Consider the following 24,427-nt stretch of genomic DNA (forward strand, 5'->3'; position numbering starts at 1 on the left):
AGGTTAGCACAGACAGGGCTTTCTCACAAGGCGCGCCAAGGACGGTTATTGAACGGCGAACATTAATTCGCCCTGTACAGCGAGCTCACCATTGACAGTCGCCCGGGCGGCGCCTTTGCCAACGGGACCCTTAACCTTGATGATTTCGCACTCCAGGCGGATTTCTTCCCCGGGCAGGACCTGCCGCTTGAACCGCAGTCTGTCTATGCCGGCGAAGAAAGCTATCTTACCCTTATTCTCAGGCATGCCCAGTATGGCGACGGCGCCGGTCTGCGCCAAAGCCTCGACGATCAGTACGCCCGGCATCACCGGATAGGCCGGGAAGTGGCCCCGGAACCAATCCTCTTCACCGGTCAGCCTCTTGAGACCCACCGCCTTCTTGCCGGGGACAAGCTCGATGATTTCATCAATCAATAAGAACGGGTCGCGATGAGGGATAATCTTTTTGATAGCTTCTTTATCTAAGGGTAGATTCATACAATTCTCCTTTTGGCCCCCTCACCTTTTATTCCTCTCCCCGTCGGGGAGAGGGAAGGGAGAGGGGTTCCCAGCTCTTGGCTCTTGGCTCTTGGCTCTTGGCTCTTGGCTCTTGGCTCTTGGCTCTTGGCTCTTGGCTCTTGGCTCTTGGCTCTTGGCTCTTGGCTCTTGGCTCTCAGCATTCTCTGGTTATGTCCGCGCCAAGCTGTTTCAGTTTTTCGTCAAGGCTTTCATACCCGCGGTCGATATGGCAGTTGTCGTAAATGACAGTTTCCCCGTCAGCCGCCAGACCGGCGATCACCAAAGCCGCGCCGGCCCGTAAGTCGGGAACCCGCACTTCGGCGCCCGATAATTTATCGACTCCGTGGATGACGGCGTGGTGGTCGTCCAAGCGAATGCTCGCGCCCATCCGGTTCAGCTCGTCGATATACAGAAAGCGGTTCTCAAAAACATTCTCGGTTAAAACGCTGGTGCCGGAGGCCGTCGACAGGAACGCCGCCATCATCGGCTGCAGATCGGTCGGGAAACCCGGATAAGGCAAGGTCGAGACGTCAACAGCCCGCGGGCGGCCCTTCATGGTCAGGGTGATGGCATCTTCGCCCTCGGTTACCGTCACCCCGGCCTGTTTAAGTTTCTCTAAAACGAGCTCCATATTCCGGCCGGAAGCGCCGGTTACGGTCACTTCTCCCCCGGTCATCGCCCCGGCGATAAGAAATGTGCCGGCTTCAATGCGGTCGGGTAGAATTTTGTGTTCGGCGCCATGTAGCTTTTCCACGCCCTCGATGGTTACGACGGACGTGCCGGCCCCGTCGATTTTCGCGCCCATCTTGGTTAAGAAATCGGCCAGATTGATGATCTCCGGCTCGCGGGCGGCGTTTTCGATGACGGTTTTACCTTCGGCCAGCGCCCCCGCCATAAGGATGTTCTCGGTCGCTCCGACGCTCGGGAAATCAAGAGGAACGATCGCGCCGCGCAAACGTTTGTCTTTGCCTTCGATGTAACCGTGCTCCGTAGTGATGTTCGCCCCCATAAGTTTCAAGCCCTGAAGATGCATGTCTATCTGACGGGAGCCGATGTTGCAGCCGCCCGGCAAGGCGACGTGGGCCCGGCCCAACCTGGCCAGCAGAGGACCCAGGACCATAATGGAAGCGCGCATTTGAGATACGAGTTCGTAAGGGGCTTTGTCCCGAAGGCCGCCATCGGCGGTGACCGTCAGCGTGCCGTCGGGATTGAAAAAGACGTCGGCGCCCAGACAGCTGAGCACCTCGAGCATCGTGTTAACGTCTTTGATGTCGGGAACGTTGGTAAAAACGCAGGTCTCTTCGGTTAGAATGGAGGCCGCCATCATCTTCAGCGCCGCGTTCTTAGCGCCGCTGACGGAGACAGTGCCGTTGAGCGGATTCCCGCCCCTAATTATGTAGGTAGACATGAGCGTCGGGTGATTAGTAGTTGGTGATTAGTAGTTAGAATAAGCATGACTATAGAATTATAGCAGAGCAGACAAATGAGAATTGGGTTTACTAACGACCAACTTCTAACCGCTAACCACTAGTGGCTGCTACTTTGCCGATATGCGTTTGGCGATCCGCAACCGGGACTCGGCGCGCAGTAGTTTCGCGTGGGCCTGATCGACGTCGACGCCCTCGCGTTTCTTAAGCTCCGCCTCCGCTTCCGCCCTGGCTTGTTTGGCCCGTTCAATGTCGATTTCCCGGGCAAACTCGGCGGCCGGGGTGATGACCGTGACCTTGTCCTCGAAGACCTCCATGAAACCGCCGGACACCGCTACGTATTCCTCGACTTCCTTGCCGTCTTTTTCTTGTTTGAAGCGAAGCTCACCGACGTTCAGCTCCGACAAGAAAGCGGCGTGAAGAGGCAGTATGCCAACCTCGCCGTCCGCGGACGGAGCGATGACCATCGTGGCTTCGCCCTCAAAAAGAAGCCGGTCGGGAGTAACTATATCTAATAGTAGAACTTTGTCAGGCAAAATGAACTCCGTTCATGGTTGTTGGTAGTTTGTGGTTAGTAGTTAGAAAGTACTTGCCAACCACCAACATCTAACTACTAACTGCCATCTTGGCGGCGCGCTCGACGACGTCCTCAATCGTTCCGGCCAGGCTGAAAGCCTGTTCCGGCAGATCGTCGTGCTTGCCTTCAACGATTTCCTTGAAGCCTTTGATGGTGTCTTCCAGCTTGACGTATTTTCCTGGAATGCCGGTGAACTGTTCGGCCACATGGAACGGCTGGCCCAGGAACTGCTGGATGCGCCGCGCACGGCGGACGGCCAGCTTGTCGTCCTCGCTTAATTCGTCGACACCCAGAATGGCGATGATGTCCTGGAGGTCCTTGTATCGCTGCAGAATCTCCTGAACGTTCCGCGCCACCGTATAATGCTCCTCGCCGATGATGTTCGGATCGAGGATCCGGCTGGTTGAGTCCAATGGGTCAACAGCCGGGTAGATGCCCATCTCAACGATCTGGCGGGACAAAACCGTCGTCGCGTCCAGATGAGAGAAGGTTGTCGCCGGCGCCGGGTCGGTCAGGTCGTCGGCCGGTACGTAAATGGCCTGGACGGAAGTGATCGAGCCCTTGCTGGTCGAGGTGATTCTTTCCTGAAGTTCGCCCATCTCGCTGCCCAGCGTCGGCTGGTAACCGACGGCTGACGGCATCCGGCCCAGGAGCGCCGAAACCTCGCTGCCGGCCTGGACAAAACGGAAGATGTTATCGATAAACAGCAGAACGTCCTGGTTCTTATAGTCGCGGAAATACTCTGCCATCGTCAGAGCGGTCAAACCGACGCGCAGCCGGGCGCCCGGCGATTCGGTCATCTGGCCGTAGACAAGCACGGTATTCTTGATGACGCCGGACTCCGTCATCTCGGTATACAGATCGTTGCCCTCACGGGTCCTTTCACCGACACCGCCGAATACCGAAATCCCGCCGTGCTGCGTAGCGATATTGTTAATGAGCTCCATGATAATGACGGTCTTACCGACGCCGGCGCCGCCGAACAGGCCCGTCTTGCCGCCCTTGACGTACGGCTCCAGAAGGTCGATAACCTTGATACCCGTTTCAAAAATCTCAGTCTTGGTGGCCAGTTCGTCGAATTCCGGGGCTTCACGGTGGATAGGCAGCCTCATCTCGGTCTTGACCGGTTTGCCATGGTCGACCGTCTCTCCCAATACGTTAAAGATTCGGCCTTTGGTCTCTTCCCCGACGGGTATAGTGATTGGCTCGCCCCGATCGAAGACCTCTTGACCCCGGACCAGACCGTCGGTCGGCAGCATGGCGACGGCGCGAACAACTTCGTTCTCCAGCTGCTGCTGCACCTCGGCGACGATCTTGATCTCGCCCTCGTTCGTCTTAACCGTCATTTCCAGCGCATCATAGATTTCAGGCAAGGTTTCGGGCGTAAACTGGACGTCGACTACCGGCCCAATGACCTGGATTATCTTACCGACATTCATATGTTGTCCTCCTCTTTAAAGCTAAGAGCTAGGGGCGAAGCGCTAAGAGCAAGTACTTGCTCATCGCTCGTGGCTCTTGGCTCCACGCTCAAGTTCAAGCTTCCTTTGCTTGGATATACTTCAGGGCTTCGACGGCGCCGCTGATCTCCGCCAGTTCCTGCGTGATCTGGGCTTGCCGCGCCCTGTTAAACGACATTGTCAGGCTATCGATCATGTCCACGGAGTTGTCCGTCGCCGACTTCATCGCGGTCCGCCTGGCCCCGTGTTCGCTGGCCGCGGACTCCAGAAGCGACCGGTAGGTGACGGTTTCCGCGTAGGCCGGCAGAAGCTTCTCGATGATTTTCTGCGCGTCCGGTTCATACAGATAGTCTTTGGACCGCTCCACCGTTTCCTCGTCGGCGTGCCCGGTTTCTTCAGGCTTCGCCAAAGGGAACAGGGTGAACACCAGCGGCTTCTGTTCGGCCACACTCTTAAAGTGGTTAAAAACGATATAGACCGTGTCGGCTTCCATGTCCGTGTACATCTTCATCAGCTTTCCGGCAATCATCTGCGCTTCTTCAAAGGTTGGCGCGTCGGAAATGTCCAGATAGGCCTCCGCGACATCGTAACCCCGGTAGCTGAAATATGAATAGCCCTTCTTGCCGACGGTTAGAAGTCTAACGGTCCGGCCGGCTTGCTTTTCGGCCAAGGCCAGGTCTTCGGCTTTCTTAAGCGTATTGGTGTTGAACGCGCCGCAAAGACCGCGGTTGCTGGTCAAAACCAGAATGGCCGTACTTTTAGTCTCCTCGTGAGCGTCCAGTAGCGGGTGGTGAAAATCACCCGTAACGGCCGTCAGATTGGTCATGATCTCAACCATCTTCTGGGCGTAGGGCCGGGTGGCTTTGATCCTGTCCTCCGCCTTTTTGATCTTAGATGTCGCGACAAGTTCCATGGCGCGCGTGATCTGCCGAATCTTATCGACGCTGCGGATCCGTCTCTTTATCGCTCTTGTCTGACCGGCCATCTCTTAAGCTCCCGCGCCCGGCTAACCGGCGCTTTCCCCTTCCCAAAGCTTCTTGTATTCCTCGACGGACTTATCCAGAGACGACTTTATCTCGTCGGTCAGTTCCTTGCCTTCGACGATCTTCTTCGCGATGTCCGGATGCGTCAGGTTCATAAACTCCAGATAGCCCTTTTCGAAGTGGGATATCTTCTCAACGGGGATGTCGTCCAGATGACCCTGAGATCCCGCATAGATGATAATGATCTGCTCCGCCACCGGTACCGGTTGGTACTGCGGCTGCTTCAGCACCTCGACCATGCGGGCGCCTCGGGCCAGTTGGGCCTGCGTCGCCTTATCAAGGTCGGAACCGAACTGGGCAAACGCCTCCAGCGAGCGGTATTGCGCCAGGTCGATCCGGAGCGTTCCGGCGACCTGTCTCATCGCTTTGATCTGGGCCGACCCGCCGACGCGGGAGACCGAGATACCGACGTTTACGGCCGGCCTAACGCCGGCGTAGAACAAGTCCGGCTCCAGATAGATCTGGCCGTCCGTGATGGAGATGACGTTCGTCGGAATGTACGCGGATACGTCGCCCGCCTGCGTCTCAATGACCGGCAACGCGGTCAGCGACCCGCCGCCCAGCTCGTCGGAGAGCTTGCTGGCCCGTTCCAGGAGCCTTGAATGCAGGTAGAAGATATCGCCCGGATAGGCTTCGCGGCCCGGTGGGCGGCGGAGCAAGAGCGACAGCTGCCGGTAAGCGGTGGCGTGCTTCGACAGATCGTCGTATATGACCAGGACGTGCTGCTTGTTGTACATGAATTCCTCGCCCATGGCGCAAGCCGCGAACGGGGCCAGGTACACCAGCGAAGCGGGATCGGACGCCGGCGCGTTGACGACGATCGTGTAATCCATGGCGCCGGCGGAACTCAAGCGCTCGACAACCTGCGCGATCGTCGAAGCCTTCTGGCCGATGGCCGCGTAGATGCAGATTACGTCCTTACCTTTCTGATTGATGATGGCATCGACGGCGATGGCGGTCTTGCCCGTCTGCCGGTCGCCAATGATCAGTTCGCGCTGGCCGCGGCCGATCGGGATCATCGAGTCGATACTCTTAATGCCGGTTTGCAACGACTCGCTGACTTTCTGACGGTCGATGACTCCCGGCGCCAGCTTTTCAACGGGACGGAAGGTCTTGGTCTCAATCGGACCTTTGCCGTCCAGCGGTTCGCCCAGCGCGTTGACAACACGTCCGATGAGCGCCTTGCCGACCGGGACTTCCATAATGCGGCCGGTCGTGCGCACTTCGGCGCCTTCCTCGACCGACGTCGCCGACCCCAGCAGAACACATCCGATCTGGTCCTCCTCGAGGTTTAAAGCAATGCCATACACGTTGTTCGGGAACTCCAGCATTTCGTTGTACATGGCGCTCGGCAAGCCGGTGATCCGGGCGATGCCGTCTCCTGTCTCAACGACCTTGCCGACCTCTTCGATTGCGGCCGCCGGCTTATACTCCTCGATATACTTCTTCAGCACCTCGGAGATCTTGTCCGGGGAGAGTATGGCTTTGTTCTTTTCAGCCATTCCATCCACTCCTAACTTAAGCTCGCGTGCAGGCTGTTCTGAAGATCATCCAGTTTTCTCTGCAGCGACAAATCGATTATCTTATTCTCCATCTTGATTACGAGACCGCCGAGGATGCTCGTGTCCACGACGTTCTTGACGTTGACCTTCTTGCCCGTAGTCTTGCCAAGCTCGGCCGACAAGTGGTCGGTCAGATCCTGCGTCAGCGGGATAGCCGACGTTACTTCGGCCAGTACTTGGTTCTTACTCTCTTGGACAAGTTTGATAAAGGCTTCGGCGACATCGGAGATCAGGCCGGCTTTGCCCGTATCGATCAAAATATTGGTGTAACTGCGGATAAGCGGCGACGCCGACGGCGTCAGTATCTCACCCAGAGCCTTCTTCTTTTCAGCGGCCGGGATACCGGCGTCGGCCAGGAAATCCCGAAGCTTCGGGCTGGCCGCGATCCCCTTATTCAGTTCGAATAGTTGGTCTTCCAGGGTCTCGACGGAGTCTTCCAACGCCGCCATGCCGAACATGTTCTCGGCGTATCCCCGGACGACCTCGCTATGCTTTGCCAACCCCGCTCACCTCGGCAATAGCGTCCTCAACCAGCTTGCGCTGGCCGGGCTCGTCCATGGTTTTCTGAATTACTTTCGCGGTCGCCATGATGGTCAAGTCGGCCACCTTCGACTGCAAGTCCGCCAGGGCGCGATCCTTTTCTCGCTCGATCTCGGCCTGCGCCCGCTCGATAATCTGATGGGCCTCCTCGTTGGCTTTGGCCGTGATCTCGGCTTTGACGCTTTCCCCGACTTGCTTGCCTTGCTCGATCGTTGCCTGCGCTTCCTTGCGTGCTACCGCTAGCTGCTGTTTGTACTCGTCAAGCAGTTTAGTCGCCTCCACGCGGGTATTCTCGGCCTCCGTGATGGCGTCACGGATGTTATCCTCCCGTTTCTTGAGCATGTCCATCACCGGCGGAAAAGCGAACCGACCTAGCACCGCGACCAGAATCAGGAACGCCAGAATCGAGTATATGAGTTGGTTAATTTCAGGTGTGAGTGTCAATGTTTCCGTTCACCTTCCTTTATATGATCTATAAGCGTTTCTTGCTTACTTAAATGACAGCAGAAACGCAATGACAAGCGCGTAAAGCGCGATGGCCTCAGCGAACGCGACACCGATAAACATCGTTGTCCGAACCATACCGGCCGCCTCAGGCTGCCGCGCCATGGCTTCGACGGTCTTGGAAACCAGTAGACCGACACCAAGGCCCGGACCGATGGCGCCAAGTCCGATCGCCAGACCAGCCCCAAGCCACGCTAATGCTTTTGGATCCATGAATCCTCCTTTTCTAGTGCTCTTGTACTGCCTGGCCGACGTAGATGCCGGCCAGGATCGCGAAGATATACGCCTGGATAAAAGCAACAAATACTTCGAACATAAGCATTATGACCACGCCGACAAACGGCAGCGGTTTGATGAACCAAGCTCCGGTCGCCGCCATGAAAGTGAAGACGAGGATAATCATGTGACCGGCGGTCATATTGGCGAAAAGACGAACGGCCAGCGAAAACGGACGAAGCACCATAGTGCTGATGATCTCGATCGGGACAATAACCGGCAGCAGCCAGGCCGGCACGCCGCCCGGGGCGAAGCTCTTAAAGTAGCCAAGGAAGCCCTTTTCCTTAAAGGTCGCCACGTTATACATGCCGAAGACTATCAAAGCCCAGGCCAGGGTCGTTCCGGTCTGACCGGTAATGGCCATGGAGTGCGGAATCAACCCGATCAGGTTACTGACCAGCACCAATAAAAAGAGTGTCGCGATCCAGGGGAAATAGCCCATGCCCTTCTCGCCGATAACGTCGACGACCATTTGCAGCCTGATGAAATCCAACAGGGCTTCCATCATATTCTGCAGTCCGGTGGGGACCTCGGCGCGTTTTCTTCCGGCCAGCCAGACAAGCAGGAAGACGATGAACGCGGCGACAAAAAGAAGGATGACAGCGTTTGTTATTGAAAGGTTGACGCCGAAGAGGTGAAACTCGTAGTAAAGCTTGGGTTGAAGTTCTTCTAACAGTTTTTCCATACGCACCTCTACCAGGATTTTAACTTGGACTGGGATTCGCCGTGCAGCGAGGCAAAACGCAACTCACTAAACGCAAACATCGTATATACTACCACAAGCGTAACAACTGTTGTAAAGATATTTATCGCATCTATTCGGGAGATCAAATAGAGTGCGACAGCGATGGCAAACAGCCTGGTCGGGAAGCTGAATAGAACCAACAAAATCGAGGAGGCGGGACGTTCGCCCGAGACGCCCAGAACGGTAAACAAAGTGGCGTAAATGTTGACTATCGCGATCACATAACCGGCGATGACGCCGAACATGACCGAGAGCCCTCCGAATATCCAGGCCAGGGCGACGGCCGGGACCGCCGTAACAAGCCCGAGCGTCGTTGTTTTGATAAAGATTGCTCGAAAACCCAACCCTATGTCCCTTTCTTGCGTTTGATATCGGCGTCATCCATGTTTCTGATCTGTAACCAGACGTCGACCCAGCCGATCACGGCGCCAACGACCAGGCCGCCTAGCATCAACCAGGGCTTGGTATAAAACCGGCCGTCCAGCCACCAACCCAGGAAGCCGCCCAGCAAAGTCGCCACGGCAACTTCGATGCCTAAGCTTGAGGCGGCCAGATCCTGGAAACGCGTCGGCTTCTTGCCAGTGTCGGCGGTCACTTAACGCTCCAACCGGTGAACCTTTACGCCGGCTTCATTCAGCAACTCATCGGCCAGCTTATCGGCGTACCCGTCGAGATAGAGTATTTGGGTGACGCCCGCGTTGATGAGGATTTTGGCGCAAAGGGAACAGGGTTTATGAGTCGAATAGAGGGTCGAGCCGGCAATCGGTACGCCGTGCAGCGCGGCTTGAATAACGGCATTCTGCTCCGCGTGAAGCCCGCGGCAAAGTTCATGCCGCTCGCCCGAAGGCACGCTCTTTTCTTCCCTTAAGCACCCGACCTCGCCGCAATGCCGGATTCCCTGGGGCGCGCCGTTATATCCTGTGGCCAGAATGCGCCGGTCCTTGACGACGACCGCGCCGACATGGCGCCTCAAGCAGGTCGACCGGGTGGCCACCTCCTCGGCGATCTTCATGAAATAGTCGTCCCAGGAAGGCCGGGAAGATCTGGGGTCAGGTCTTGTCATTTAAGCGTCACTTCTCCAGAGAGCTGGGGTCAGGTCTTGTATTTTAACGTAACCATTTTCCCCAGCGATCAAGCCTGATGTTAAAATACAAGACCTGACCCCCATCACTTTACAGCTCGGGATACAACGGGAAGCTGTCGCAAAGCTCCCGGACGGTTTTCTTCGCTTCGGTCATAACCGCCCTGTCGCCGAGGTTATGAAGGACTCGGCTGATGGCCAGGCCGATTATCTTCATCTCGGGTTCTTTCATACCCCGACTGGTGACCGAGGGCGAACCGACGCGGATGCCGCTGGTGACCATCGGACTCTGCGTTTCGAACGGAATCGTGTTCTTGTTGACCGTGATCCCGACTTCATCCAGGGTTTCCTGAGCGGCCTTGCCGGTCAGACCCTTAGTGGACAAGTCCATTAAGAAGAGATGGGTGTCGGTGCCGCCGGCGACCAAGCGGAAACCTTCGCCGGTCATAACGTCAGCCAGGGCCTTGGCGTTCTTTATAACCTGGGCTTGATAATCTTTGAACTCGGGGCGCATGGCCATCTTGAAAGCGACGGCTTTGGCCGCGATCACGTGCATCAAGGGTCCGCCCTGGATGCCCGGAAATATCGTCTTGTCCAACGCCCGGCCGGATTCCTGTTTACACATGATCAGACCGCCACGGGGGCCCCGCAGAGTCTTGTGCGTCGTGGACGTGACAAATTCGGCGTACGGCACCGGAGAGGGGTGCAAGCCGGTCGCGATCAGCCCCGCGATATGCGCGATGTCGACCATCAAGACCGCGCCGACCTCGTCGGCTATTGACCTGAATGCCTCGAAATCAAGAGTCCGCGGATAGGCGCTGGCCCCGGCGATGATCATCTTGGGCCTACTTTGGCGAGCCTGTTCGCGGATCTCGTCGTACTCGAGGACCTCCGTCTCCCGGTTAACCGTGTAGAAAACGATATTGTAAAGCTGACCGGAAAAACTGACGGGCGCGCCCATTGTCAGGTGGCCGCCGTGCGACAGTTCCAGCGCCATAACGGTATCGCCCGGTTTAACGGCCGTGAAATACACGGCCATATTGGCCTGGGAGCCGGAGTGGGGCTGGACGTTGGCGTAGTCGGCCCCGAACAGCTGCTTGGCCCGGTCGCGGGCCAAATCCTCGACGATGTCGACGCACTCGCAACCGCCGTAATAACGTTTGTCCGGATAGCCTTCGGCGTACTTGTTGGTCAGGACGGAACCCTGGGCTTCCAGAACGGCCGGCCAGGTGAAATTCTCGCTGGCGATAAGCTCGATGGTGTTTCTCTGCCGGTTTAGCTCGGCGTCGATCGCCTCAGCGACCTCCGCGTCGATTTTCCGCAGTTCATCCAGTGACACTCTTACTTCCCCCATTCGTTTTCAATGGCCATGATCTGGGCGACCCGGCGCGCGTGACGTCCGCCCTCAAACTTTGTGTTTAAAAATGTCTCAACGATCCGTCTGGCTTGCGCGTCGTCGACCACCCGCCCGCCGATGGTCATGATATTGGCGTCGTTGTGAGCCCGGGCGTGCTCCGCGCAGAATATGTCGTTGCATACCGCCGCCCGGATCCCGGATACCTTGTTGGCGGCCATGCTCATACCCAGTCCGGTGCCGCAGACCAGGATACCCAAGTCCGCCGCGCCGGAAGCGACCTTTCGGGCGACCGCGACCGCGTACGCGGGGTAATCGACAGGCTCGGTCGAGTCGCAGCCCATATCGTCGGCCTCGTGGCCGGACTCATTCACCCAGTCCTTGACCTGCTCTTTTAAGTCGTATCCGCCATGATCGCAGCCAATCGCTACTCTCAACGTGATTCCCCCGTATGTCTAAAGAATGGCCTCATTTTATCACACGCCCGACAGCTGTCTCTATCGCCTCTTTGGTCACCGGACCTTGACGCAGGACGCGCCACACAGGACCGCTGACGTCCAAAATGGTCGACGGAACGCCGTAAGGACAGACCCCGCCGTCGATGATGATATCAACGCCCTCGACGATGGCAGGATCCAGATCCGCCACTGCCCGGGGCGCCAGGCCGCCGGTAAGGTTGGCGCTGGTGCCGGTCAACGGGCCGCCGACTTCTTTTAAAACTCCCTGGCAGACCACATAACCGGGTTGGCGCACGGCGATGGTCGGCCGTCCGCCGGTCACGGCGTCGGGAACTTGCGGGTTTTTCTTTAGTACGATTGAAAGAGGCCCCGGCCAGTACAAATCCATCAGAATCGATGTTTCCTCGGGGATTTCAGCCGCCAGATTGTCGAGTTCGGAGCGGTCGCCGATAAAAACGGGCAGCCCTTTGGCCGCCGGACGTTCTTTCAATCCATACAGGCGTTCGATTGCTTCGAGACTGTAAAGGTCCGCGACCAGGCCGTAGACCGTGTCAGACGGTAAGACTGCCAGACCGCCGGCTTTGACGACCAAGGCGGCCGCGACAATCGCTTCCTCCGAAGGCCGGACGGGATCCGTCCGGATGATATCGGTCACGCTACTTAAGCACTCCCTTGATAACGCGGTCCCGCCCCGCGAGGTCCAGTAATATTTCTACATCCGTATATAATCCGGTGACAGCCAACGCGTCCCGCGCGGCCTGACCCGAATTGGCGCCGATCTCCAAAACCAGCAGGCCGCCGGCTTTCAGAAAGCGCGGCGCTCCGGCCGCGATTATCCTGTGAGGCGCCAACGGATCCAAACCCGGCGACAACGCCACAACCGGTTCGTGATACTTGATTTCTGGATCCAGCCCCGGCAATTCGTGAGACGCGATGTAAGGCGGATTGCTGACGATAACGTTGAAGTGTTCCTTGTAATAAGCCGGTACGCTTGAAAAATAATCGCTGACGATAAAACGGATGCGGCCGTCTACGTTATGTCTTTCGGCGTTCTCCAGCGCTAAAGAAACCGCTTGCCGGGAAATATCAGTCGCCACTACCTCGGCTTGAGGAACCTCGCTGGCAATGCTGATGGCGATAGCGCCGCTGCCCGTGCCGATATCCAGGACCGCCGGTTTGTGAAGGTTGCGGACGGCGACGATTGCTTCCTCGGCCACCCATTCGGTCTCGGGGCGAGGCACCAGGACATCCGGCGTCACCCGCAGGTTCAGGTGACGGAAAGCGGCCTCGCCGGTAATATACTGGAGCGGTTCCCGCGCCTGCCTTCTCTCGACCAAAGAGAAGTAGGTGTCCTGCTCGGCCGGGGACAGCTCGCGGTCGGCCATGGCCAGAAACTCGGTCTGGTTGATGCCTAAAACGTATTGAAACAACAGTTCGGCGTCTAGCCTGGCCGTTTTTATGCCGGACGCCCTAAGGGCGTCCGCGGCCCGGCCGATAGTGTCGTCGATCACTTCATCTTCTCCAGTTTTCTGACGCGGTCCTCCCGCGCCAGCGCGCTCATTATCTCACGTATGTCGCCCTCCATCACCTGGTCCAGGTTATGGACGGTCAAATTGATGCGGTGGTCGGTGATCCTGTTCTGGGGGTAATTATAGGTCCTGATCTTCTCACTCCGGTCGCCGGTGCCGACCTGCGTCCGCCGGTTCTCGGCGATCTTATTCTGCTGGGTTTCCAGGGCGTGCTGATACAGCCTCGCCCTCAAGACGCGCATTGCCTTCTCCCGGTTTTGGAGCTGACTGCGTTCGTCCTGACAGGAAACCACCAGGCCGGTCGGCAGATGGGTAATTCTTACCGCCGAGTCGGTTACGTTGACGTGCTGGCCGCCCGCGCCGCTGGAACGGTAGGTATCGATTTTCAGGTCGCCCGGATCGATGTTAACCTCCACGTCGTCGACCTCGGGCATAACGGCGACAGTCGCGGTGGACGTGTGGATGCGGCCGCCCGATTCCGTCTCCGGGATTCTCTGGACGCGATGCACGCCCGACTCGTATTTGAGCGTCCCGTAGACATCGGCGCCTTTGACCGAGAATACGATCTCCTTGAAACCGCCCGCGTCGCCCTCACTGACGCTTAAGACTTCCGTCTTCCACTTGTTGTCCTCGGCGAACCTGGCGTACATCCGGTAGACGTCCTTGGCAAAGAGGGCGGCTTCTTCCCCGCCGGCCCCCGCCCTGATCTCCATAATCACGTTTTTTGAATCCGTCGGGTCCTGGGGAAGGAGCAGAATCTTAAGCTTCTCTTCCAGCTGCGTTTTAATCTCAGCCGCCTCGGCCGCCTCTTCGGTGATAAACTCCCGCATCTCGGCGTCCTTTTCCTCGCCCAGCAGCTGTTCCGATTCGTTAATCCGTGAGACGGCGTCCTTGAGTGCCCGGATGGTCTCCATGATCTCTTTCATCCCGCTGAACTCTTTGGCCAGGGCGGTGTATTTTTCCTGGTCGGCCAGAACCTCAGGCTTGGCTAGTTCGTTTTCTATTTCAGCGTACCGTTTCTCGATGCCGGCTACTTTATCAAGCATCTTCAGCGCCTCCGCCAGAGGCGGACCCGTCTGTATGAGCGCCGGCGGGCGCGCCTTCCATTTTTAAGGCTTCCTCTAGGGCGGTCACCGCCACCTCGATTTGATCGTCGTCGGGTTCCCTGGCCGTCAGTCTCTGTAGAAGGAGCCCTGGCGCCATCAGGATCTTAACGGCGGTCGAATGCTCATAACGGCGGGCCAGCCTGATCAATTCGTACGTGAACGAGCCGATTACCGGCACCAGACAGATCTGTATCAGGACCCGCAGCCAGATCGTGGTCGGCGGGATAAAGGCAAAAACAAAGATGGAAACGACCATGACGATAAGCAGAAAACCGGTGCCGCAACCGACGTGAAGAGCGCTGAAACCGCGGATGACTTCAGGCTTCAATTCCATGCCCTCCTCGTAAGCGTGGACGGTCTTATGCTCCGCGCCGTGGTATTCGAACACGCGCTTGATGTCCCTCATGTAAGAAACAGCCCAGACATAGATCAAGAAGATGCTGATGCGGATGACGCCTTCGACTCCCGATTTCCAGGCCGACGACGGCAGATAAGACTTGGTGAAGTTGGCCAGAAAGGCCGGGAGGACGATGAACAGCAAAACCACCAGGACCATCGCGAAGATGAAACTCCCGGCGATCTCTTTGGCGCCGAAATCTTCCTCTTCTCCCGTCGCCTGCTGGGCGGAAAACGACAACGCCTTAAGACCGAGCGTAAACATCTCGATTAAGGAAACGACGCCGCGAAGCGGAAACCAGGTGAACGGGAAATATTTATGAAAAACGGTGTCGATCCGGCTGGCCGTGGTCGTGATGGTGCCGTCCGGCCGCCTGACCGCTACGGCCATGGCGTGGGGGCTGCGCATCATAACGCCTTCCAAGACGGCCTGGCCGCCCATGCGTAGTTTAGGCATTTGATTTAGTCCTTAATAGTTGTGTTTGGGCCAGGGTTCGCCGCAAGTCATCGAGCCTTCGGGGCAAGCTCCCCTGACACAGGCGGGTCCGGCGGCCGCGAACACCGTCGGCGCTTTATTTTTGACGATGTTCAGCATAGCCAGGCTTAAGTCGCGTATTTCCCACTGAGCCCGGTTGCAGCAGCGCAGGGTGAAAAAGTGCAGAAGTTCGCGGGCGTTCATGGTGACCACGATCTTGGTTTCGGCCGCGTTCGGCAGAACGTACCGGGCGTCCTCGGCCGGCACCCCCGCGTCCAGAAGCTCTTTATAGAGGGCCAGCGCCGCCTGGTTGCCTTTATCGAACGCTTCCGCCACGCCGTCCGTTCCCGCGATAGTAGGCGGGACTATGAACTCCAGCGAATCGAAGGTTACGTAACGCTGAGACTGTTGGTTATACGAGGCCACACGATGTCTGACCAGTTGATGGCTACAGGCTCGCGAGATGCCTTCGATGGCGAACGTGAAGACGGCGTGCTCGATAGCGCTCAAATGCCCGGCTTTGATTAGAAAGGTCAGGAGTTTTTTAATCTCGGTGTCAGACATCTCGTCGAAAAGCTCGTCGGCGCCGACAGGAGCGTAACATAAGCGCCCGGCCGCCGCGATGGTCCGCTCCGGATCGGGCGTATGCTCCAGGAGCTTGACGTTCATTTAGGCTTTACCGGCTTTTTTAGGGGTGGTGCCGTATTTCTTCTGGAAGCGCTCGACACGCCCGCCGGTATCGACGAATTTCTGCTTGCCGGTATAAAACGGGTGGCATTTGCTGCAGATCTCTACGTGCAATTCTTTCTTGGTCGACCTGGTGGTAAAGGTCTCGCCGCACGAGCACTTTACCTGGGTGTCATAGTATTCCGGATGTGTTTCCTTTTTCACTGTCTTTATTCCTCCCATAAATGTTTCTTATAGCTTGCCTTTTCCAGCACTATTATAGCATCTACTTATATGCGGAGAAAGGCAGCCAAACCCTGGGAGCTAGCCGGCCGACGGGCTTTTGGCGATCTCCTTCAGGAACAACGCGTTGGATTTGGTGTCCCTAACCTTGCCGATCAGAAGCTCGATGGCCTGGCTGGGCTCTAAAGCGTGCAGGACGCGGCGAAGTTTCCATATCTCCTGGGCTTCGGCTGGGTCAAGCAGCAATTCTTCCTTTCTCGTCCCCGACTTGTCGATGTCGATGGCCGGGAAAACGCGCTTGTCCGCAAGCTTTCTGTCCAGATGGAGCTCCATGTTGCCGGTTCCCTTAAACTCTTCGAAAATGACCTCGTCCATCCGGCTACCCGTATCGATAAGCGCCGTAGCGATGATCGTCAGACTGCCGCCGTTCTCGATATTGCGGGCCGCGCCGAAGAAGTGCTTCGGCGGGTATAAAGCAGTCGAGTCCACGCCGCCGGACAGGATCCGGCCGCTGGTCGGACAGGTCAAGTTGTACGCGCGCGCCAAACGGGTTATGGAGTCCAGAACGATGACGACGTCGTTCTTGTGCTCGACCAGGCGTTTAGCCCGCTCCAAAACCAGCTCCGCCGCCTGGATGTGATTTTCAGCCGGCATATCGAAAGTCGAAGACACGACGTCGCCGTCGATGCTCCGCTCCATATCGGTAACCTCTTCGGGCCGCTCGTCGACTAGAAGAACCAGCATCTGGACTTCCGGATGGTTGGCGGTAATGGAATTGGCGATTTGCTTCAGGATCGTCGTCTTGCCGGCTTTCGGTGGGCTGACAATCAACCCGCGCTGGCCCTTGCCTATCGGCGCGACCAGGTCGATAATGCGGGCGGTGATGTTTTTGGCGTCGGTTTCCAAGCGAAACTGATCTTCAGGATAGATGGGTGTTAGCGTTTCAAAGGTCGCCCTGGTCCTGGCGTTCTCCGGATCTTCCTCGTTGACCGCCTCGATTCTTAAGAGCGCACTGAACTTCTCAGTGTTTTTAGGCGGACGGACTTGGCCTTTAACCTTGTCGCCCTTGCGAAGATGGAACCGCCTGATTTGAGAGTTGCTGACGTAGATATCGGAGTCGCCCGGCAGATAACCCTTAGTCCTCAGGAATCCGTAGCCGTCGGCTAGGATGTCCAAAACGCCTTCCTTGCTAAGCAACGCCTCGTCGCCGGGTTTGCCTTCCCCGTTTGACGGCGCGCCATTGGTAGAGGGTGGCATCGGCGTAATGGTTGGCGCGGTTGCGGCGGTTGACGTAACCGGAGCTGCCGCCGGCTTGTCCACCGGAACCTCCGCGAAGTCCCTCGCTTCGACTTGTGACGCCGACGGCGGCTTGTCCTCCGTAGCTTCAGCGGAGGCGGGAGCTTCGGCAGGCGCCGGATCGGGCGCCGGATCGTTAGCCAACTGCTTGATCAAGTCTTCCTTTTTCATCCCCGCGATACCCTTAAGTCCGGCCGCCTTGGCGATCACTTGCAGGTCTTTTAGGGGTTTGTCTTGTAAATCGATTTTCTGCACTGCTTAAAGCCTCCCTTTCTGTTAGTGATTAGTGAGAAGTGATTCGCTCGGCGTTTCGCCTCGCTAGTGAAAAGTCCTGATCACTATTTACTTCCATCACTTCACATCTCACTACTTTATGTTCTTTATTTTGTCCCAGTCTTTATTAAAAGCGTCGATCCCGCTGGTCGTCAGCGGATGCTTGACCATATTTTTAAACACGTCGTAAGGAATCGTGGCGATATCACAGCCGATCAGGGCGGCTTCGACCACGTGTTGGGCGTGGCGGACGCTGGCGCAGATAACCTCCGTCTGGACGTCGTAGTTATTGTAGACGGCCATGATCTCTTCGATGATGACCATGCCGTCGTTACCCGCATCGTCGACGCGTCCGACGAACGGGCTGACGAAGGCGGCGCCGGCATGCGCAGCCAGCAGCGCCTGATTGGCCGAGAAAACCAGCGTCATGTTGACGTCGATCCCCTCTCCGTTCAGAATGCTGGTCGCGGCCAAGCCTTCCGGCATGCAAGGAATCTTGACAACGACGTTATCGGCCAGGCTGGCCAGCTCCCTCGACTCTTCCACGATACCGCCGCAATCGGGGCAAACGGCTTCGGCGCTGACCGGTCCGTCCACAATGGAAGCGATTTCCTTGATAAGTTCGTGAAAGTTGCGCCCTTCCTTGGCCGCCAGCGAGGGATTAGTCGTCACCCCGCTTAAGACGCCCCATCCATTGATCTCCTTGATCTGCTCGACATTTGCCGTGTCGATAAAAAAGTCCATTAATCCTCCTTAAACACGTGACTCGCCGAATATTGAATCCAGCGTGTGCTTCATTATCTTGCTGACGGTCTGGTCCAGATTGTAGCCGCCGAAACACGGTGTTTTGTGCTCTCTGGCCAGTTTCTTGATGTAGTCCTGAATCTTCCTGATGCTCTCAAAGTTCTCAATATATTTGTCGTGCGGCCGGTCCGGAGCGCCTTCTATCTCGCGGACGAGAAAATGGCTCCGGTGCTGTTCCTCATCATTGACCACGACGACCAGGTCTATCAGGAACGCTTTATCCCGATATTCGGGTTTTATGAAACCCGGCAGGAGATGCGCGCCCTCGACGACTATGTTCACGCCCTCCTTGATGGACCTCTCGATAATCGCCTCGACGCCGATCGTTACCAGCTGACATTGTTCCTGACAGGCGACAATGACGGGGTCAGCGGTCTTGGGCAGCGGAAACCTTAAGAATTTCCAGGCCGTAAAGGTTGAGCCGTATAGCGCCGGCATCAGTTCCTTGGAAAACTGGCTCCGCATTACTTCGCGAATGCTGTCGGTTGAGACGATTCTGACGATTCCCAACCGGTGGGCCAGTTCGGCCGCGATGGTAGACTTCCCGACTCCTGTCGTCCCGCCGACTAAAACGATAACCGGCTTATCAAGCTTGCCGAGTTTCCGCCAATGTGTATAGTTGGCGGCGAAACGCTCCCCGTAAAACTTGGTCAAAAGATCGGTCACCATCGCGTCGAGATCAGGTACCGAAATCGAGTGAACGTTCTGTTCCCGCAAGGCGTCTTGGATCTGCTGAGCGACGCGGTAAGACTTGGCCGGCGCCAAGCCCGTGGCCATGATCGACGTCGCCATCATGCCCTTGGAAAACGGCAATGACCGTTTCTTGCCGCTGATCAGGATGGGTCTATCCGCGCCGTTCTTCATTCTATTCGCCCCGGCCGGCAAAGCGCCGCCGCGCCTCAACCGCCGCCTCGATCAAAAGTTCTTTCACGTCCCCGTCGCCCCCGACAGTCACCGGGCTGTTGTCCATGTAAACTACTTCCTTGCCTCGCTCCAAACCATACTCCGTAACTACGTCGACGCTGGCCGCCTTAAGTTCGGTCATGACAACGTCGAAATCGCCCGCCGCCGCCAGGTCGGCCCGCAAAAGCGGCCGGTTGGACAGATGATGGCTTATCCCCGCCACCTGACAGCCGTACTCTTCCTCCAGATATCCGGTGATTACCCGGCCGACATCCGCCGGAGCCGTTGTGGCGACGAATACCCGCTTACCGGCAACATCGTTCAAGGGCTTAGGCCGGAAAACCGTCCGGACAACCTTTATGCCCGGCTTTACGGCCTTGATGCCCGCTTCCAGCCGATCGATCTTTTCCAGATCCGCCAGCGGTTCCTCGCACATCGTCAAAATAACCAGGTCGGACAGCGATATCCTATACGGGCCGAAATACCCCGTGATATATTCCTCAGGCTGGCTCGCGCCGGCGATTAAGACGGAGAAATCCGTTCTAACCGGAGGCAGGGCCGCCCCGCTTCCTTCAAAGACGATCATCTCTTCCGGGAGTTTGTCGGCCACCCGCGCTCCGTCAAGCACGTTTGAGATAAAAACCTTGCCGGCCATGCCCCCGCCGCAACGCCGGCAACCGACCGTCGTGATACGGCTCATCAAAGCATCTTCGTAATGATCCGAAGCGGCATGCTTACCCTGCCTGCTTAGTTCCAACAGGTATTCCGGCTTGAGATTAATCTCGCCCCCGTGAATGACTTCGGGGGCCGCCGGGCCGCCCCGCCCCATGGCGACGACACAGGGATTATGTCCTTCACTCTTCAGTTCACGACATATAAAAGCCGACACGGCCGTCTTGCCCGTTCGTTTGCCCGTGCCGATGATTGAAATAGAGGGTTTGTGTACTACATCAAAAAAGGTTGGCGGCTCAAAAAGGAAGTCCGAACCCTTATATGATATATTTCGAGCCAGGATCCGGCAAGCGAACTCGAATCTTTCCCTGTATCCTACCACCGGCTCGTCGCTTAAGTCAATGAAAACCGCGGGCTTAAACCGTGCGATGGCCTGGTCTATTCCTTTCAAAGCGTCGGGATCGAGAATCACCGGAACCTTGAATCCGTCCAGCCGCGTGGCGTCGGTCACCTTCTCCGTGCCGCCGATAAAGACAGCGCCCTTAAGATCGTAGGCCGGGTCGGAGGCAATCGCTTCTAAGGCCTGTTCGATAACGGGAAAGTAATGTTCTCCGTCGATTAAAGCGACGGCGGCCAGCCTGCCCAACCTACCCCATCCTTTCTTTGATCTCGCCGACGCCTTTTTTGTAGACGGCCGCTTTACCGTCTTCGAGCTCGATGATGTTGTAGCAAGGTTCGGCCGCCCCGCGCAGCCGTAGCGAAGAGGCCGCGCCGGCGTTAACCAGAGTCATATTGCCGAACTCCCAGACGTGGGGCACGTGTTTATGCCCTGACAAGACAAGGTCGACCTTTTGTTCGAAAAGCATCTCCAGAACGTCGCCGGCGTCTAAAACGATATTCCTTTCCCGGCCGGTGCCGGGCACCGAAACCAGATGGTGGTGCAGCACCAGAACCCGGTAGTCAGCCGGTGTTTCGAAGTGTTCCCTGATCCACGTATACTTGTTCCGCCCCACACGGCCGTCTTTACTGTCCGGCATGCTTGAATCTATGCAGACGAAAACGATGTTATTGTGTCTAAGAACCTGATAGCGGGAGCCGAAATTGTCCTCAAAATGCATGTAGCCGACGTTGCGGCTGTCATGGTTTCCGGGGATGACAACGATTCGTGGACATTTAATCTTTTTAACGTACTCCCGCGCCTCCTCGTACTCGACACGCAAACCGAGCGTCGTTAAGTCTCCTCCGACAATAACGACATCAGGTTTTAAGTCGTTGACCTCTTCAATCGTCTCTTCCAAAAGATCCGGACGAAAATACTTGTCGCCGACGTGGAAGTCGGAAATCTGCGCGACTACGGTTTTCTTACCCATCTGCCCTCCTACCGGCTTACCGGCATGCTCTGGGTTCCGTTTAACAGCCCCAGAAGCTTGGTCAGATCTGATAAAGCGCCGGCCGACGACACGCCGGCCAGGATGTCCCAGATGGAAGTCTGGTCGTACGATATGACGGACGGTTCCCCTTCGATCTTTCCCAGCTGGCCGGCCCGTTTTACGGCGTCGCGATAGTTGCCGATGCTGTCGATCAAGGCAAGGTCCTTGGCTTTGCTGCCGTTCCACGTTTGGCCGGTGGCCAACTCGCGCACCGTCTCCTCGGGAATGTTCCGCGAAGAAGCGACATCGGTGATGAACTGGTCGTATACCTCTTCCGTTTCCTGCTCCAGGAGTTTGCGCTCCTCGTCCGTCAAAGCCCGGTCGCCGCTGCCCATATCCTTATATTTGCCCTGCTTGATGGTCACATACTGGATGCCGAGTTTCTTGTACAACTCCTCCAGGTTCGCGACTTGAATGATGACGCCGATGCTGCCGACCGAAGAGGCCGGGCTGGCCATGATCTCGTCGGCGCCGCAAGAGATGTAGTAGGCGCCGGACGCCCCGATGTCGGCAATCGAAACCATGACGGGTTTTTTCATCCTGCTGACTTCCTTAAAGATTTCCTGCGAAGCCGCGGCGCTGCCTCCCGGGCTGTCCACGCGCAACAAAACCGCCGCGACATTATTATCGTTGTCAGCCCGTCTGAGCTGGACAATTAGGTTCTCCGGTGTGGCCGTAGCCGTAGCCGACAGCAAGCCGCTTTGCGGCGAGGACGCGATTACCCCGCTAATATGGATTACCGCGACGGCTTTCCGGCCGAGCGGCACCGACGACGAACCGGCTGAGACCAGCGCGAGCAAAGCCGCCAGACCGACACAGGCAAAAAGGAACAACACCGCCGTAATCGAGATTCCGATCGCCCAACCCTTCTTTGACATTTAGGCCCATCCCCTTTCTAGATGACTTTCAAGCCTGTCGTATTCGAGACTACCTTGTATTCCGTCCGATCGCCGTCACGACTGAAAACCAAACTGACGACGCCCGTGCCAATGCGAAGATTGTCAATCATGACGTAGTTTAGCCACTTGGGCAGCTTCGGTTCGTCGATTTTAATTTCGCCGCGCGGCACGTCTGGCATCAATCCCAACATGCATCTTAAGAACAGGAACATGCTGCCGGCGGCCCAAGCCTGCGGCGCGCAGGAGACGGGGTAACCGACGGGCGGATGCGGCATCCGCCTGGTAAAACCGCAGAAAAGCTCCGGCAGACGGTAATCGGTAAAGGTCAGGGCCGCGTCGAACAGACCTGTCGCCAGACGGTTGGCTTCCTCCGCGAAACCGTATTTCTTCAAACCCCAGGCGATCAGGCTGTTATCATGCGGCCAAATCGTCCCGGAGTGGTACTGCATCGGGTTATAGGTCGGAGCGGTCTTGGAGAGTGTCCTGATGCCCCATCCGCTGTACATATCCGGCTGCATAAGCCGATGGGCCAGCTTTCTGGCCAGGGTTTTCTTAACGACGCCGCCGAACAGACACTGGCCGGCGTTGGAGGTGACGACTTCAACGCGGTCTTTGTTCTTGTCCAGCGCCTGCGCGAAACAGTTTTCCTCGGTCATCCAGAAGACCTCGTTGAACCTTTCCTTAAGCGCTTTGGCCTGACGCCGCAACTCATCCGCTTTCTCGCCGAAATCCAGATATTCATAGATATCCGCCAGCTCCGTTTTCGCCAGGTAAACATAGCTTTGAACCTCTGCCAGAGCGATCGGCGGATCGGCCGGCGACGCGTCTTTATGGCAAACGCTGCCGGCGGAATCCTTCCATCCCTGGTGGATAAGGCCTCGGGCGCTCCGGCGTTTGTACTCCACGAAAAGGTCGCCGTCGGTATCACCGTATTCGTCGAGCCAGTTGACCGCCAAGTCTATCGGCTCTTTAAGCGAGTTAAGGATCCCGGCGTCGCCTGTCCATTTGAAAAGCTCGCCGACTAATATGAGGAAAAGCGGCGTCGCGTCGACGGTCCCGTAGTAAGGCGTGTGGGGAATTTCGTGCAGGGACGCCAGCTCTCCCCGCCTGATCTCGTGCATGATCTTACCGGGTTCTTCGTCACGCCAACCATCAGTAACGGTTCCCTGCATTCCGGCGAACATCTTCAGTGTTTCGTACGACGGGCGCTTGTTTAAGATCATGGTCTGCAAACAGGTGATTAAGCTGTCCCGGCCGAACGGCGCGACAAACCAGGGTACCCCGGCCGTCATAGTCGTCCCCTCTTTGGTTTCGGTCAATAGCTGACGGATGTCGCGCTGGCCGCGTTCCAGAACCGAATTGAACAACTCGTTGTCGGTAACGATCTTGGTCGATTCCGTTTCCCAGCTTTGGTAAGAACGATGTAAAACGGACGACACGGTATCAAACGACAAGGAGCGCCGTCGTTCCGTGCCGACGACCGGCTTAAAGGTCAGATTAAGGTTCTTGGTTTCCCTCGCTTTGAAAGCCAGCTGGTAGGACACGGTGGCACCGGCCGGGCCGGTCTGAATCATGCTCGGCTTAGGAAAGAATTCTACTTTGGTTTGGCGGAAAACGTCGTCTAAGCCGACGTAGGCAAGGCTTAAGAAGCGGCCGTCATATTTGGGTTTCAAAACCGAACCGCGCCGGCTGCGGCGCAAGCCGCGAACCTCGAAGATGTCAAAGAAATCCGCGCCCAGGACGAACTGTATAACGACCTCGATCGGAAACTGATTGTAGTTCTTGACGCGGATCCGCTCGTAGAGATTGTCTTTAATGGTGCGCAAACGCCGGATGTTCAGGGTATCTTGCGGTACCCTAACGGCATTCGAGATGCGGATGTCGGGGTTGGTTAGCTCGATGAACGAGCGATAGTCCAGGCCGGCCGACGAGGACAAAAGAAGCGGCTTTTTCCCTTCCAGATAGATTTCATAGGTCGACAGGAACCGGGTGTCCTTATGGTATAAACCCAATCCGAAGGGGTTGCCCTGAGGAATGTTGCCTTCGGCGTTCGTGTATAGGAACGCCTCACCTTCCTTAAGGACGAGTTTCTCCACCTCGACGCCCGCGGTGATGAAGGGGACGCCCTCGTTCAGTATGCGGATTATGTCCTCGGAGGCGATTATCTCGAACTCTTCGCCGTGAGGGCCTTTGACGGTCCGTTCCTGCATAGG

Annotated in this window: 27 protein-coding genes and 1 pseudogene; all 28 read right to left on the reverse strand. The window is 57.0% G+C overall.

Features of this window, described 5'->3' with window-relative positions:
* Positions 1-45: 45 nt before the first annotated feature.
* The gene (fabZ, locus tag WC891_01515) at positions 46-477 is read right to left on the reverse strand and encodes a 3-hydroxyacyl-ACP dehydratase FabZ (protein ID MFA5866634.1); all 432 of its coding nucleotides are present in this window, start codon (positions 475-477) and stop codon (positions 46-48) included.
* Between the two features lie 175 nt (positions 478-652).
* Positions 653-1,906, reverse strand: coding sequence for a UDP-N-acetylglucosamine 1-carboxyvinyltransferase (gene murA / locus WC891_01520; GenBank protein ID MFA5866635.1), 1,254 nt, complete (start codon positions 1,904-1,906; stop codon positions 653-655).
* A 129-nt stretch (positions 1,907-2,035) separates the two neighbouring features.
* A complete protein-coding gene (gene atpC, locus WC891_01525; protein ID MFA5866636.1) occupies positions 2,036-2,461 on the reverse strand; it encodes an ATP synthase F1 subunit epsilon in 426 nt (141 codons plus the stop codon).
* 70 nt (positions 2,462-2,531) lie between these two features.
* Positions 2,532-3,941: a F0F1 ATP synthase subunit beta gene (atpD, locus tag WC891_01530; GenBank protein ID MFA5866637.1), complete on the reverse strand. Its 1,410-nt coding sequence runs from the start codon at positions 3,939-3,941 to the stop codon at positions 2,532-2,534.
* Between the two features lie 94 nt (positions 3,942-4,035).
* Positions 4,036-4,944, reverse strand: coding sequence for an ATP synthase F1 subunit gamma (gene atpG / locus WC891_01535; protein MFA5866638.1), 909 nt, complete (start codon positions 4,942-4,944; stop codon positions 4,036-4,038).
* A gap of 21 nt (positions 4,945-4,965) precedes the next feature.
* Positions 4,966-6,504 carry a F0F1 ATP synthase subunit alpha gene (gene atpA / locus WC891_01540; protein MFA5866639.1) on the reverse strand — a complete coding sequence of 513 codons (1,539 nt, stop codon included), beginning with the start codon at positions 6,502-6,504 and terminating at the stop codon, positions 4,966-4,968.
* An 11-nt stretch (positions 6,505-6,515) separates the two neighbouring features.
* Complete coding sequence (atpH, locus tag WC891_01545) at positions 6,516-7,064, reverse strand: ATP synthase F1 subunit delta (GenBank protein MFA5866640.1); 549 nt, start codon at positions 7,062-7,064, stop codon at positions 6,516-6,518.
* A complete protein-coding gene (gene atpF / locus WC891_01550; protein MFA5866641.1) occupies positions 7,051-7,548 on the reverse strand; it encodes a F0F1 ATP synthase subunit B in 498 nt (165 codons plus the stop codon). The genes atpH and atpF overlap by 14 nt, the downstream gene beginning before the upstream one ends.
* Positions 7,549-7,593: 45 nt before the next feature.
* Positions 7,594-7,821 (reverse strand): F0F1 ATP synthase subunit C, encoded by a 228-nt coding sequence (atpE, locus tag WC891_01555; GenBank protein ID MFA5866642.1) that lies wholly within the window; start codon positions 7,819-7,821, stop codon positions 7,594-7,596.
* Positions 7,822-7,834: 13 nt separating this feature from the next.
* Positions 7,835-8,569 carry a F0F1 ATP synthase subunit A gene (gene atpB, locus WC891_01560; protein MFA5866643.1) on the reverse strand — a complete coding sequence of 245 codons (735 nt, stop codon included), beginning with the start codon at positions 8,567-8,569 and terminating at the stop codon, positions 7,835-7,837.
* An 8-nt stretch (positions 8,570-8,577) separates the two neighbouring features.
* Positions 8,578-8,973 carry an ATP synthase subunit I gene (locus WC891_01565; protein MFA5866644.1) on the reverse strand — a complete coding sequence of 132 codons (396 nt, stop codon included), beginning with the start codon at positions 8,971-8,973 and terminating at the stop codon, positions 8,578-8,580.
* A 2-nt stretch (positions 8,974-8,975) separates the two neighbouring features.
* The gene (locus WC891_01570) at positions 8,976-9,224 is read right to left on the reverse strand and encodes an AtpZ/AtpI family protein (protein MFA5866645.1); all 249 of its coding nucleotides are present in this window, start codon (positions 9,222-9,224) and stop codon (positions 8,976-8,978) included.
* The gene (locus tag WC891_01575; protein MFA5866646.1) at positions 9,225-9,692 is read right to left on the reverse strand and encodes a cytidine/deoxycytidylate deaminase family protein; all 468 of its coding nucleotides are present in this window, start codon (positions 9,690-9,692) and stop codon (positions 9,225-9,227) included. It lies immediately after the preceding gene.
* A 109-nt stretch (positions 9,693-9,801) separates the two neighbouring features.
* Positions 9,802-11,043: a serine hydroxymethyltransferase gene (gene glyA / locus WC891_01580; protein MFA5866647.1), complete on the reverse strand. Its 1,242-nt coding sequence runs from the start codon at positions 11,041-11,043 to the stop codon at positions 9,802-9,804.
* A gap of 8 nt (positions 11,044-11,051) precedes the next feature.
* Complete coding sequence (gene rpiB, locus WC891_01585) at positions 11,052-11,501, reverse strand: ribose 5-phosphate isomerase B (protein MFA5866648.1); 450 nt, start codon at positions 11,499-11,501, stop codon at positions 11,052-11,054.
* Positions 11,502-11,532: 31 nt separating this feature from the next.
* Entirely contained in the window at positions 11,533-12,177 is a 645-nt protein-coding gene (locus tag WC891_01590) for an L-threonylcarbamoyladenylate synthase (protein MFA5866649.1), read from the reverse strand.
* Position 12,178: 1 nt separating this feature from the next.
* Positions 12,179-13,033: a peptide chain release factor N(5)-glutamine methyltransferase gene (gene prmC / locus WC891_01595; GenBank protein MFA5866650.1), complete on the reverse strand. Its 855-nt coding sequence runs from the start codon at positions 13,031-13,033 to the stop codon at positions 12,179-12,181.
* Entirely contained in the window at positions 13,030-14,097 is a 1,068-nt protein-coding gene (gene prfA / locus WC891_01600; protein ID MFA5866651.1) for a peptide chain release factor 1, read from the reverse strand. The genes prmC and prfA overlap by 4 nt, the downstream gene beginning before the upstream one ends.
* Positions 14,090-15,010, reverse strand: coding sequence for a DUF1385 domain-containing protein (locus tag WC891_01605; protein MFA5866652.1), 921 nt, complete (start codon positions 15,008-15,010; stop codon positions 14,090-14,092). The genes prfA and WC891_01605 overlap by 8 nt, the downstream gene beginning before the upstream one ends.
* A 12-nt stretch (positions 15,011-15,022) precedes the next feature.
* The gene (thyX, locus tag WC891_01610; protein MFA5866653.1) at positions 15,023-15,697 is read right to left on the reverse strand and encodes an FAD-dependent thymidylate synthase; all 675 of its coding nucleotides are present in this window, start codon (positions 15,695-15,697) and stop codon (positions 15,023-15,025) included.
* Positions 15,698-15,919, reverse strand: a complete 222-nt coding sequence (gene rpmE / locus WC891_01615; protein MFA5866654.1) for a 50S ribosomal protein L31 — start codon at positions 15,917-15,919, stop codon at positions 15,698-15,700. It lies immediately after the preceding gene.
* 99 nt (positions 15,920-16,018) lie between these two features.
* Positions 16,019-17,422, reverse strand: a pseudogene (gene rho, locus WC891_01620) (transcription termination factor Rho).
* Between the two features lie 177 nt (positions 17,423-17,599).
* On the reverse strand, positions 17,600-18,250 hold the full coding sequence (gene fsa / locus WC891_01625) for a fructose-6-phosphate aldolase (GenBank protein MFA5866655.1): 651 nt from the start codon (positions 18,248-18,250) through the stop codon (positions 17,600-17,602).
* A 9-nt stretch (positions 18,251-18,259) separates the two neighbouring features.
* Positions 18,260-19,174, reverse strand: a complete 915-nt coding sequence (locus WC891_01630) for an ATP cone domain-containing protein (GenBank protein MFA5866656.1) — start codon at positions 19,172-19,174, stop codon at positions 18,260-18,262.
* Between the two features lies 1 nt (position 19,175).
* Positions 19,176-20,531 carry a 2,3-diphosphoglycerate synthetase gene (locus tag WC891_01635; GenBank protein MFA5866657.1) on the reverse strand — a complete coding sequence of 452 codons (1,356 nt, stop codon included), beginning with the start codon at positions 20,529-20,531 and terminating at the stop codon, positions 19,176-19,178.
* 1 nt (position 20,532) lies between these two features.
* Positions 20,533-21,255 (reverse strand): metallophosphoesterase, encoded by a 723-nt coding sequence (locus WC891_01640; protein ID MFA5866658.1) that lies wholly within the window; start codon positions 21,253-21,255, stop codon positions 20,533-20,535.
* A gap of 8 nt (positions 21,256-21,263) precedes the next feature.
* Positions 21,264-22,193 carry a signal peptide peptidase SppA gene (sppA, locus tag WC891_01645; GenBank protein ID MFA5866659.1) on the reverse strand — a complete coding sequence of 310 codons (930 nt, stop codon included), beginning with the start codon at positions 22,191-22,193 and terminating at the stop codon, positions 21,264-21,266.
* Between the two features lie 17 nt (positions 22,194-22,210).
* Positions 22,211-24,424 carry a glycogen debranching N-terminal domain-containing protein gene (locus WC891_01650; GenBank protein MFA5866660.1) on the reverse strand — a complete coding sequence of 738 codons (2,214 nt, stop codon included), beginning with the start codon at positions 24,422-24,424 and terminating at the stop codon, positions 22,211-22,213.
* Between the last annotated feature and the right edge of the window lie 3 nt (positions 24,425-24,427).

This window comes from Actinomycetota bacterium (assembly GCA_041658625.1).
Classification (GTDB): domain Bacteria; phylum Actinomycetota; class JAHEXW01; order JAHEXW01; family JAHEXW01; genus JBAZZW01.